Below are 12,328 nucleotides of genomic sequence, written 5' to 3' on the forward strand. Positions count from 1 at the left end.
GATAAAACAATTTAGAATAAAGGTGTAGTTACCCATGCTTGTAAAATGCCTTCCCCGTTCCCCGGTATGAACCCATATCTTGAAGGCTACCTGTGGAGTGACGTACACAATGCCCTTGCTAGCAAAATTCGTACTTTCCTCGTCCCACAACTGCGACCCAAATATGCTGCACGACTGGAAGTATATGTTGTGGAAGATATTTCTCCTGCCAGTGAAATTGGTATTTTGTATCCAGATGTCGAGGTATTGCAGATAAGACAACGCCGCGATGTAACTCCGACTACCCCCACATCAAATATTGCCACAACCCCCGCACCACTAACGCTTCCAGTAATTCAACCAGTCGAAGTCCACATCCCCACAGTTGAAATTCGGGATACCGCAAATAACATATTAGTCAGCTGTATCGAAATTCTCTTCCCCGTAAACAAACGCGAACCAGGTATTACAGACTATCGTAAGAAACGCCAGCGTTTGTATAATGCTAATGTTCATCTCATTGAAATTGACTTGCTGCGTCGGGGAAATCGACCATTTAACCATCCCCGTCTTCCAGATGTTCCCTACTTGATTACTTTAACGCGAGCTGAGTCTGGAGTAATCGAGGTGTGGCCTGTGATGTTACAAGATACTCTCCCGACGATACCTGTTCCTCTCAGGGAAGGCGACTCTGATGCTGTACTGGAGTTGCAAGCTGTGCTAAATACCATCTATGACGAAGCTGGCTATGATTTATCGATAGATTACACTCAATCTCCACCCCCACCAACATTGAGTGATATGGATATCAATTGGATACATACACAATTGGGAAACTTTTCTACGAGTTAATCATTGCTTGTGGGAATTTTTCTGCCTGCATTCTTCAAATTGGTATAACTTTAACCCAGTAGTATAAATTTTTGGTTTCACTACGTTGCACTCAACCTACAGCTAATTGAGCAAATTTCCTTTACTTTTCTTAATATATTTTGCTTTCTTGACATCGATAAATTTGGCAATCAATTTACTCTGCTGGAAAAAACAAAATTTTTATAATTAAATTATTAATTCAGTTTGCAAATTATGTTTAGTAAAAATAAACACGTAGTAATATACTAAAATTAGTATTATCACTAAAAGATCATTATAAATATTTTAGTATTTAAAAGATGAAACAACGAATTATTAAGTGTTTTGCTATTTAGTCATTTGATAACCTTGTGGGAATCAAAGTGTTATTTCTTACATATATTTAACTAAGATGAGAGCAGTAAAAATGTACTTTTCTTATCAGAAATTTTATTTCAGTATTCTGTGTAACCGAATCTGGGCTAAATTCATCGAATCTTCAGAAAGAAATATTTTGTTTCATAAACTGAAACAGCTAAAGTTTTGTTAAGATGCAAGTACTAGCAGTTTCTCGACGGAATTCCTGACTCGGAAGGTGGAGAAATAGAAAGTACTAGCACCACAGAATTCAACAGGTGAAGCAATGACCACCTATATTTTCTTCGGCGATGCCCTACGGATGTTGACCAATGCCTATCTGTTATCAGCAGTACTCTTGATAGCAGTCTCTGGTATAGGTTTGGCAGTGATCGAAACATTTGAGAAAACAGGACAACGCTAAATTCAGCTTTAACATCGTGCTTTTAGTGAAAAGCTGTTGTTTGTTGATGTTCAGAGTCGAAAAATCCTGGGAACACTAAAACCAGAAAGTCTCACGGCGATACAGGCTCTTGTGTCAGTCTAAAACCAACAGGTGACTGTACCGCTATTGAGATCCCCATCCAGGAGCGACTATCATGAATCTACTAGACACTGTCCTGGGCAGAGAAAATCCAGCCCCAGAGGTACTTAGTTCTGCGGAAGCGTTCGTTGCTATTGTCCTACTCGCAACAGCGTCAGATGGTTATATGTCTCATGAGCAAGAGCATTCTGTCTCTTGCGTGCTGTCTCAGTCAAGGCTGTTGAGAAACTACTCTCAAGATACTATCAAAAATTTGTGTGACAGAATCTTGAGTATTCTCCGACACGATGGTTTTAATGTCTTGTTTAATCTGGCTAAAGATTCTCTATCTGTTGATTTACGAGAAACGGCTTTTGCTGTAGCGACTGATTTAGTCTTCAGCGAAGGATGCGTTACAGATGAAGAAATAAGTTTTTTACATGATTTATATCAAGCTTTAAGTATTTCTCACGATATAGCAGTACGCATTTTACAAACTATGTCTGTAAAAAACCAAGGTTAAACTGACTATAAAATTATTTCTGGCAATTATTCAGTGATAATTACTAATTAGCCTATATACTTAGTGTGCCAAAGACGTTTAGCTGCTTTGGCTTTATTTTTGAGGGGAATGCTGATTTGATCAGCATTGCCTGATGGAAAATTTTAAACGTTGATTTTTTATGTCTTGGTCTGCCAATCTCACCCAAATAATTGAAGTTCTTCAAGCTGAACCGATAAATTTATCTGCAACTACGATCGCCCAAGCAAGTAGTGGTATACAAACAGATAGCCGATTTTTAAAATCAGGTGAGGTGTTTGTTGCTTTACGGGGTGAGAAGTTTGACGGACACGAGTTTGTACAAACAGCGATCGCTAATGGTGCTGTAGCTGCTATTGTTGATTTTGACTACGAAAATCCAGGTTGCCCAGCATTAACAGTCCCAAATACCTTAGAAGCTTATCAAAAATTGGGTAGATGGTGGCGCGATCGCTTCGACATCCCGGTGATTGGGGTAACTGGTTCGGTGGGTAAAACCACAACGAAGGAACTGATTGCTGCTGTATTAGGTACAAAGGGTAAAGTCCACAAGACTTACGGGAATTTTAATAATGAAATTGGTGTACCCAAAACTTTGTTAGAACTCGATGGTGAGCATGACTACGCTGTAATTGAAATGGCAATGCGCGGTAGAGGACAAATTGCCGAACTCACCCAAATAGCCCATCCGACAATTGGCGTAATTACCAATGTTGGCACAGCACATATTGAGTTACTGGGTTCAGAAGCAGCCATCGCCGAGGCAAAATGTGAGTTACTAGTAGAAATGCCCCAGGATAGTGTGGCTATTCTCAACTATGACAATCCTTTATTAATGACAACAGCAGCGAAGGTTTGGCAAGGAGAGGTTTTAACCTATGGTTTATCTGGTGGTGATATTCAAGGAACCCTGATTGATCACACAACGGTAGAAGTTGCAGGGATCAAATTACCTTTACCCTTGGTTGGTCGCCATAATGCCACTAACTATTTAGCAGCCCTAGCTGTGGCCAAGGTTTTGGGGATTGACTGGACGAGCTTGCAAGACGGTGTGACTGTGAATATGCCGACGGGGCGATCGCAGCGTTTTCTTTTGTCCCACGATGTCTTAATCTTAGATGAGACATACAATGCTGCACCAGAAGCTATGCTAGCAGCCTTACAATTACTCGCAGATACACCAGGAAAGCGGAAAATTGCCGTGTTGGGAGCAATGAAAGAATTGGGAGAGCTATCACCACAATTACACCAGCGAGTCGGCGAAACAGTTAAGAATTTAAACTTAGATGGCTTATTGGTGTTGGTTGATAGTGAAGATGCCGAAACCATAGCCAAAAGCGCAGTGGGAATTCCATCAGAATGCTTTGCTACTCACGCTGATTTGGTGGCACGATTAAAGACATTTGTGCAAACAGGCGATCGTTTATTATTCAAAGCAGCTCATTCTGTAGGATTAGATCGGGTAGTGAGTCAGTTACGTGCAGAATGGGAAAATGTCTAGTAGATATATCTATCTTCACGGCTTTGCATCTAGTCCCAAATCGGCTAAAGCACAAGATATGAGTCAGCGCTTTGCCCAAATTTCCACCCAGTTAACAATTCCTGACTTAAATGCTGGTGACTTTTCCCAGTTGACCATTACCCGGCAAATTCAGCAAGTTGCTGCCATAATTCTGAAAGATTCTCTACCAGTGACACTCATTGGTTCCAGTTTGGGTGGCTTGACGGCGGCTCACTTGGCACAGCAATATTCACAAGTGGAACGCTTAGTATTATTAGCACCAGCCTTTGGTTTTTTATCTCATTGGTTGCCAAAATTAGGAGAAGAAACAGTACAACGTTGGCAACAAACAGGATATGAACTGGTATACCACTATGGTGAAGGGCGATCGCTACCTCTAAGTTATAATTTCGTGACAGATGCAACTCAATATTCCGAAAATATCTTGCAACGCCCCATTTCGACATTAATTATTCATGGCACACAAGACGAAGTTATCCCCATCATAGCTAGCCGTGACTTTGGGCGATCGCGCCCTTGGGTAGAATTAGTTGAATTAGACAGCGATCATAGTCTCAGTAATGTTACGGAAGAAATTTGGCAAGCAATTCGTTTATTCTGCCAGTTACCCGAAAGCGGTAAAATATGAAGTCCTAGTTCATAGTCAACATTTCATAGTCTAAATTCCATCTGTTGACTAATGACTATTGACTATTGACTATTGACTAAAAACCATGCTTCCCTTTATTCGCTCAGATTTAGCTGAATTTACTGCTTATAAACCCCATCCCAGCAGCGACACAGCCGCCGCCGTTCCAGCCCAGTTGGATCGCCTGGATACGAATGAAAGCCCCTATGATTTACCTATAGAGTTAAAACAAAAGTTAGCCTGGACTTATCAACAAATCATAGAAACTAATCGTTATCCCGACGGTGGACATGAGACACTCAAGAAGGCGATCGCTGAATATGTCAACGAGTCAGCTGGTGTTTCCCCATCGTTGTTTACTAGTGCCAATATATCCGTGGGTAATGGTTCGGATGAACTGATTCGTTCTCTATTAATTGCCACCTGTCTAGGAAGAGAGGGGGCAATCCTCGTAGCTAATCCCACCTTTTCTATGTATGGGATTTTAGCACAAACCTTGGGTATTCCTGTGGTAGCAGTCAACCGCAACCAGACTAATTTTGCCATAGACTTAACCGCAGCTCAATCAGCGATCGCCCAAACTCACAACCCACCGATTCGCGTGGTGTTTGTAGTTCATCCCAATTCTCCCACAGCTAACCCCTTAACTCCAGATGAGTTGGCATGGTTAAAAAGTTTAAGTGAGCAAATTTTAGTCGTCATTGATGAAGCTTACTTTGAATTTAGCCAAACTACCCTAGTAAGTGAATTAGCTCAACGTCCTAACTGGGTAATTTTACGGACATTTTCCAAAGCCTTCCGCTTGGCGGCCATGCGCGTTGGCTATTGTGTCGCTCATCCAGAAGCGATCGCTATTTTAGAAAAAGTCCGCTTACCTTACAATTTACCTAGTTTCTCAATGGCAGCTGCTCTAGTTGCTTTACAAAATCGGTCAATTTTACTAGAGTCAATTACTCAAATCCTGGATGAAAGAACTAAATTAATTACCGCCTTCTCTCAACATCCAGCCTTACAAGTCGCAGAAAGTGCAGCTAACTTTATCTTCCTCCGTCTCCAAGCAAATAACTCTGACCTACAAGCAACTACTTTAAACAATCTTCATCAACAACTCAAAAATTCTGGAACTTTAGTCCGCGCCATTAGTGGCGGATTGCGAATTACTATCGGTTCACCCGCAGAAAACACCCGCACCCTAGAACATATACAAGCTGCTTTAGAAAATATAGACGCTCAAGCCTAGTACAACATAGTAATTATGCAGGCGCAAGCCTTCCTGTAGGGTATTACATAGCTTGCTTCCGCGTAGCGGTATTACAAATTACGCTTGATGTGAATTAAAAACGCTTCTCTCCCCGTAAGGGTTTCAGAGGTTTTTAAAATTGTAGTTTTGAAGCCACAGATGAAATTACAAGGATTTCGACACTCAATTTACATTAGACGTAAATTACGAATTACAAATTACGTCTGATGTGAATTACAAAAATCAACGATATGTCGAGGATTCTGGTGCGGTAGAGACGTTGCAATGCAACGTCTCTACAACGATAAATGTAGGGTTTTCGTCTTTAATACACATTAGGCGTAAATTACGAATTACGAATTACGAATACCTTCCTTCTGTATCGCTACCCCAACGGCGCACCATTCCCACCGTCTGCGGTAGTACTCCCACCAACAACGCGAAAACAACATCGGGCAAATTAGCTACCATTTTGGCAGGAAAGTATTGTTCAAACTGATCTAAAATCTTTTGCACTCGCTGCTGAGGTAATGGATTCTCTGTAATTTGCTTAATTAATCTAATCCACTGTCTCCTAATTAAGTAAGCTTTTTGCCTTTCTTCATAGGATTCGGACTTGAGTAAAGATAAGTTACCAATAGGTATGACTTTTTGACAATCACAATCGTATTCTCCACCAACTGCTGCCCCTGGCCCGGCAAATTCTGCATGGTAGCGCTTAAACAGTATTAGTCCGTTCCGCCTACGACTATTAATAATAAAAACTTCTCCACTTCGCAGAAGTGTTAAAACATCTGGGCTATGCGACTGCTCAGTCCCATCTAACATGACAAAATCGTCAAGGCAATTTGTCTCAGGGTAGTAAGTTGATACCATAGTAGTTTGATAGCGGCGGAGTTTTTCGCTATCCATGTTGTTTCAAACTTTTTAGTAACTGAGTTGTGTGGACGACTTAAAGTGGACATTTGTGATTAGATCCACCAAAGTATTGGGTGTTTCTTAGTAAAAAAAATTGATTGTTCAATTTAACTAAGATTATAAATAAACTTAAACAAGCTATTAATTCAGTTAACCACATCTTAGGTTGATTAATTGAAATTGTCTCTAAATTATGCACAAAAATTTTTAAAGTTTTAATAAAGTTGAATATCTTAAACAACAAGTTATTGTAAGGATTAAGATTTTTATTAAGCGTATTTTTACTGATGTCACAATTATAGTTAATATTTTATGTTTTACAATATTTGTGGTTTAAAAATTTAGACTAAACCCAAAGCCCGTGTGGTAGCTTATCTATACAGACTCATTTTTATCTCATTTTTTGGTAATTGACATCAAGAAGATATTATAAAAAATTGTAGACAAAATAATATCAACATATCAACAGTAAAATTAGCCATACTCCATGTCCAAGCTTTGCTCTGAGTGATGATATCGCCATCGCTTACCCTGGATGAAATGCTATCCTATGGCTGTCTATGAGTCCAGGGAAAGACAAAAATCATCGACTTATGTGATTGACTAATTGCCATAATCGTGAATCTTCATCTTGATATTCCTGTTCAGATATTGCTGACGTAGATGAATTTACTCTACTTTGGATGACTCATCGTTGATGACTTTTATTCACTGATCTTCCTTAACAAAATTAATCAGGCATAAGTGTGATTTGTCTGAGGAAAAAACTGCTTACAGAGAATAATATAATAAAGTCAGTTAATTGATATTAGTTTTTTGTTTGGTGTAGGAGTATTGCCTGGAGTAGGCGATCGCCAGGGTAATATTTTTCCTTTTATAAAAGAAAAATTAACTAATGGAATCAAGGACAATGTGCTTATGCAATAAAATCTGCTGGGAACGTCTCAAGAAGAACTGATTCCAAGGAGAATCAACTTTGTGTGCCTGATATCCCAACTTAAAATAAAGCTGGCGTGCTTGATAGTTATGTTCTAAAACATGGAGATATAAGTCTTCAAACCCCCAGTCTCTAGATACTTGTTCACAGCTAATGAGTAATTTTGAAGCCACACCATGTCTACGATATTGAGGATGAACCGCCAAATTGGATAAATAAGGAAAACTTTTACCAGCTTTAGTCCAGTAATCGCTCAAACGGACACCAATTTCTACAGTTCCCACTAATTTTTCTATGCCATTGCTAGCAGTTGCCACCGCTACTAAACACAAGTGATGGGGGGCAGGTGATAACAAACGATGTTTAAAATCTTCATAAATACCCAAACGTAGCAGTGGAAAAGCCCATGCCCAGAAACCATTTTGGGAGTGAAAGCTTTCCGCAATAACTTGGGCAATACCAGACAAATCAGCAGGTGTAGCAGCACGAACTTGGAATTTGTAAGAAGTTGGTTCCGCCGAAGCTGTAGCTGGCTTGTGCCGAGATGGATCAAAAAACCAGTATGTCAAGGCTTGTGGAATATAAATTTTATTGCGAGTAAATCTTCTCAAATATGTTAAATGGCAACTGAGAAAATTGAACAGTTGATAGTTCATAGTCTATAGTCAACATTCAACGGTCAAAAGTCAACAGTCCAGAGTTTTAGATGTTTGGACGCATAGGGGAAACGTTGAGTTGTGCGGATTTCCTACGTTTTAGCGACTGGTGTGTGAGAGCATAAGTCAGTCAAATCCCCACATCCTCACACCCCCAAAACCCCAGACTCAATCTCAACAGACCTTCTGACTAAATTGGCAAGGTATACTGGTCTAACAGTATACTCTGAGGTGAAGTAGGGTAGGGATGTAGGTTCACGGAGATTGAGTTTCCCTCTGATTTTTGGTGATTCGACTAACCGATGATGAATGGTTATAAATAAAATTTACTTAAATGTGTTAGTGCAACAGCAACAACGGGCAAACTTAATATGCAACATCATCTGGTTTTTATGCCAGGTTCAAGATATGTATGGAGTAGCACTAAAATTGATCGCTGGAGGTGAGGCAAGATTTGACTACTAAGCATCAAATCTGTCAAGCAAAAACTGATAATGGAAATAATCGCACTGCGCTAACGCAAATGGCAGTCTTGATCAGCCGTTGAGGCAAATTACTGTGAACAAATTCTCCCTAATCAGATTATCCTTTATCCGACTGCCATTACAGCAGGAAAGCGGTGCATGAAATCCCAAGTAAACAGTAAGCCGAAAATTTTGGTTGTTGATGATGAACCAGACAACCTTGACTTGCTATACCGCACCTTCTATCGTGACTACAAGGTGCTGAGGGCAACATCTGGCCCTGCGGCACTGGATCTGCTGGCGCAAGAGGGAGAGGTTGCCGTCATCATCTCAGATCAGCGAATGCCGATCATGAGTGGTACAGAATTTTTGAGCCTGACAGCTACCCAATATCCAGATATTATTCGGATTATTTTAACTGGTTATACTGACGTTGAAGATTTAGTAGAAGCAATTAATGCTGGTAAGGTATTCAAATATGTCACTAAACCTTGGGAAGCAGAAGAACTCAAGGCAGTAGTACGTCAAGCGCTAGATACGCACAATGTTCTCAAAGCTCGTACCCGCGAACTCACCCGGACACTGCGGCAAGAGTCACTGCTGAACACAGTGACAAATACAATTCGCAGCGCTCTTGACTATCGACAAATTTTGCAAGCAATTGTCGATACAGTTGGTCATATGCTGGAAGTGGATGTTTGTTTGCTGCGTCCGTTTCAAGATGAGCAATTGGTAGATGAAGGATTTATTTACCAAAAAACAGATTTGTTGGCTGCCGATGTACCAGAAACTCAAGCAAGTGAGAAATTAGACCATAATTCTACCTCCTTGTCTCTGTTAGCTGAGACAGTATGGGAAACCCGTGAGGTACAAGTCATTCATGATGTGACAGGTGATGCAAGGATTCACGGAGATAGTCAAGAGTTGCAGCAAAGAGCGATCGCTTTTGCTGCGTCGAATATCTGCTCTAGCTTGGTTGTACCTCTGATTTGTCAGCAGGAACTCATGGCAGTGTTAGCACTGCATCAGTGTTCTCAGACTCGTGTTTGGGGAGAGGAGGAAGTACAGCTAGTTCTGATGGTGGCAGATCAGGCTGCTTTAGCTTTATCACAAGCTTATGCCTACGAGCAAGTACGGGCGCTAGCCAAGCGAGAATCTCTAATTAATACGATTACAACAGCTATTCGCTCTAGCCTCAATCCTCAAGATATTTTTGCAGCCATTACTCAACAATTAGGACAAGCCTTACAAGTAGACGGTTGTGTGTTGTCTTTATGGACTGAGGAAGATGAGTTTGTTCAATGTGTAGGCTTATATAATAGTTCTCAACATAGTTGTGATTTGCATTTGCTCACCCATCCGCAAAATGCCAGTGATCACCGTCAACAGATAAATTCAGAATTACTAGCATCGCCAACACCAATTCCAGCAAATCTGATTTTACAAGAAATATTACGGACACATGAGCCTGTGGTAATTACTGGCATGAGCCACACCACTTGGGAAACTAAGGGGTTTGACCTACCCTCGAATATGCCGACAAGTTCGTTGATGGTTGTGCCTTTACTGGCTGATGGTAAATGTATCGGCAGTATTAGCTTACATGAAGGCTGTAAAGATAGACGCTGGTTATCATCAGATATTGAGTTAGCAAAAGCCGTGGCTGCACAGGCAGCGATCGCTGTGCAACAGTCACATTTATACCAAAAAACCCGCGAACAAGCAGAGCGCTTACTGCAATTAGATAAACAAAAAACCGAATTTTTCCAGAATATCTCCCATGAATTTCGCACTCCCATCACCTTAATTCAAGGGCCTTTAGAGTCGGCGGTGAGTGCAGGTGAGGGATTATCTGCGGCTCAAAGTGCGATCGCTCTGCGTAACTCTAGACGGTTGTTAAGATTAGTCAACCAGCTTTTAGATTTGCAACGTTTAGACGCTGGCAGAATGCAGCCTAACTTCCGTCCTTGCGATTTAGTCGATTTTGTCAGTCAAATTGCTGAATCTTTTCGTCCCTATTGCGAAAAAAAGGCGCTACATTTAATTACTCAATTGGATGAATGCCCCAAAGTTTATATAGATATGGAGAAATTTGACAAAGTGGTTTACAACCTGCTGTCAAATGCCATGAAGTTTACACCCGAAGGCGGCACAATCAGCGTCAAATTGCAATCGGAAGGCAACTACTGCATATTGCAAGTACAGGATACGGGAATTGGTATTGTCCAAGAACAAATCCCCCATTTATTTGAGCGCTTCCGTCAAGCTGAAGGTTCGGAAAATCGCTCTTATGAAGGTAGTGGTTTAGGTTTAGCTTTAGTGAAAGAATTAGTAGAACTGCATGGTGGTAAAGTTACCGTTGAATCAGTTTATGGTCAAGGTACAATCTTTACTCTTTGGCTGGTAGTTGGTAATGCTCACCTACCTGCACAGCAAGTATTAGAAACGCCTGTAGAATTAAATATCAATCGCGCCAGCGTCGAATTAGCAGATTTAGAACTTTTAGAAACAGCAGATAATCTAGACTCAGAAAGTATTCACCTATCATCTATTGCAGAAACTCACCACTCCCCACTCACTACTCCCCACTCCTCACCCACTAATCCCCATTCCATCCTTGTTGTTGATGACAATCCAGATTTACGAACCTATGTAGCCGATATCCTGCGTCGCAGTGGCTATCATGTATATACAGCTCGTAATGGTTATGAAGGGTTTGGCAAAGCGCAGGAAATTACCCCCAACTTAATTGTTACTGACTTGATGATGCCTTTGGTAACGGGATTAGAAATGATTCGCATGATCCGCGACGAAGACAAACTCAAAGGCACACCCATCATTTTACTAACTGCCAAAGTAGATGAGGAAACCCGCATCGAAAGTACAGAATATGGATCAGATGCTTACTTAGCCAAGCCATTCAATGATCGGGAACTTCTAGCGGAAGTCCGCAATCTTCTAGCTTTGAAAGCAAATGAAAGGCGGGTTTTGGAGTTAAACACTTACCTCACAGAATCAGTCCTCAAACGCTTTTTGCCACCTGTGTTAGTGTCAAAAGCGGCGGCGGGTGCGTTGAGCTTGGATTTACGTCCAGAACCACGTTTGATTACAGTTTTGTTTAGTGACATCGTTGGTTTTACCCAGCTAGCAAATACCCTCAGATCCCGACGAGTAGCAGAATTGCTGAATGAATATCTAGAAGCTATGACCAAAGCTGTGTTTGACAATGGTGGGACTGTAGATAAATTTATGGGGGATGCGATTCTAGCTCTTTATGGAGCGCCAGAAGAACTGACACCAAACGAACAGGTGCGTCGAGCCGTCAATACAGCCAGAGCCATGCACAGTTCCTTGGCTCAGTTAAACAAACGCTGGCAAGACCAAGGGATTTTTGATACTCATGATTATGGTGGTGTACAATTTCGCTGTGGTATTCACCAAGGTACGGCTGTTGTGGGAATGTTTGGTAGTGCGGAACGTGCTGACTACACTGCTATTGGCCCTAGTGTGAATATCGCTGCTCGATTGCAATCTGCTGCTGTTCCCGGTACAATCCTGGTTTCAGCTGCTGTAGCCGACTATTTACAAGACGAAGAAATTACTAAGGGTAGTCCACTCAAACTCAAAGGAGTAGATGAGACGGTTTTGACTTTTGCTGTGACACCAGAATTAGTAGTTAGTCGCTAAGATTGAGACTGAGCTGAACAGCAC

Annotated in this window: 9 protein-coding genes; 7 read left to right on the forward strand and 2 right to left on the reverse strand. The window is 41.1% G+C overall.

Annotated features, from left to right (window positions below; genetic code table 11):
• The first annotated feature begins 45 nt into the window (after positions 1-45).
• From FD725_RS25095 to FD725_RS25120, 6 genes are all read left to right on the forward strand, one after another.
• Entirely contained in the window at positions 46-831 is a 786-nt protein-coding gene (locus tag FD725_RS25095) for a DUF4058 family protein (RefSeq protein ID WP_179050659.1), read from the forward strand.
• Positions 832-1,474: 643 nt separating this feature from the next.
• Positions 1,475-1,612, forward strand: a complete 138-nt coding sequence (locus FD725_RS25100; protein WP_179050660.1) for a hypothetical protein — start codon at positions 1,475-1,477, stop codon at positions 1,610-1,612.
• A 175-nt stretch (positions 1,613-1,787) separates the two neighbouring features.
• Positions 1,788-2,234, forward strand: coding sequence for a tellurite resistance TerB family protein (locus tag FD725_RS25105; RefSeq protein WP_179050661.1), 447 nt, complete (start codon positions 1,788-1,790; stop codon positions 2,232-2,234).
• A gap of 160 nt (positions 2,235-2,394) precedes the next feature.
• Positions 2,395-3,753, forward strand: a complete 1,359-nt coding sequence (gene murF / locus FD725_RS25110; protein ID WP_179050662.1) for a UDP-N-acetylmuramoyl-tripeptide--D-alanyl-D-alanine ligase — start codon at positions 2,395-2,397, stop codon at positions 3,751-3,753.
• On the forward strand, positions 3,746-4,402 hold the full coding sequence (locus FD725_RS25115; RefSeq protein ID WP_179050663.1) for a YqiA/YcfP family alpha/beta fold hydrolase: 657 nt from the start codon (positions 3,746-3,748) through the stop codon (positions 4,400-4,402). The genes murF and FD725_RS25115 overlap by 8 nt, the downstream gene beginning before the upstream one ends.
• An 85-nt stretch (positions 4,403-4,487) precedes the next feature.
• A complete protein-coding gene (locus tag FD725_RS25120; protein WP_179050664.1) occupies positions 4,488-5,642 on the forward strand; it encodes a histidinol-phosphate transaminase in 1,155 nt (384 codons plus the stop codon).
• Between the two features lie 360 nt (positions 5,643-6,002).
• Here the strand turns inward: FD725_RS25120 and FD725_RS25125 are convergent, their stop codons facing one another.
• Positions 6,003-6,554: a hypothetical protein gene (locus FD725_RS25125; protein WP_179050665.1), complete on the reverse strand. Its 552-nt coding sequence runs from the start codon at positions 6,552-6,554 to the stop codon at positions 6,003-6,005.
• Between the two features lie 894 nt (positions 6,555-7,448).
• Positions 7,449-8,066, reverse strand: coding sequence for a GNAT family N-acetyltransferase (locus FD725_RS25130; protein ID WP_256871975.1), 618 nt, complete (start codon positions 8,064-8,066; stop codon positions 7,449-7,451).
• A gap of 710 nt (positions 8,067-8,776) precedes the next feature.
• Between FD725_RS25130 and FD725_RS25135 the strand changes: the two genes are divergently transcribed.
• Complete coding sequence (locus FD725_RS25135) at positions 8,777-12,304, forward strand: response regulator (protein WP_179050667.1); 3,528 nt, start codon at positions 8,777-8,779, stop codon at positions 12,302-12,304.
• Positions 12,305-12,328 lie beyond the last annotated feature (24 nt).

It is taken from the genome of Nostoc sp. TCL26-01, from assembly GCF_013393945.1.
Lineage (GTDB): Bacteria > Cyanobacteriota > Cyanobacteriia > Cyanobacteriales > Nostocaceae > Trichormus.

Coding starts and splice junctions, on each gene's coding strand:
- FD725_RS25095 (WP_179050659.1), top strand. CDS start 46: ATGCCTTCCCCGTTCCCCGGTATGAACCCATATCTTGAAGGCTACCTG.
- FD725_RS25100 (WP_179050660.1), top strand. CDS start 1,475: ATGACCACCTATATTTTCTTCGGCGATGCCCTACGGATGTTGACCAAT.
- FD725_RS25105 (WP_179050661.1), top strand. CDS start 1,788: ATGAATCTACTAGACACTGTCCTGGGCAGAGAAAATCCAGCCCCAGAG.
- murF (WP_179050662.1), top strand. CDS start 2,395: ATGTCTTGGTCTGCCAATCTCACCCAAATAATTGAAGTTCTTCAAGCT.
- FD725_RS25115 (WP_179050663.1), top strand. CDS start 3,746: ATGTCTAGTAGATATATCTATCTTCACGGCTTTGCATCTAGTCCCAAA.
- FD725_RS25120 (WP_179050664.1), top strand. CDS start 4,488: ATGCTTCCCTTTATTCGCTCAGATTTAGCTGAATTTACTGCTTATAAA.
- FD725_RS25125 (WP_179050665.1), bottom strand. CDS start 6,554: ATGGATAGCGAAAAACTCCGCCGCTATCAAACTACTATGGTATCAACT.
- FD725_RS25135 (WP_179050667.1), top strand. CDS start 8,777: ATGAAATCCCAAGTAAACAGTAAGCCGAAAATTTTGGTTGTTGATGAT.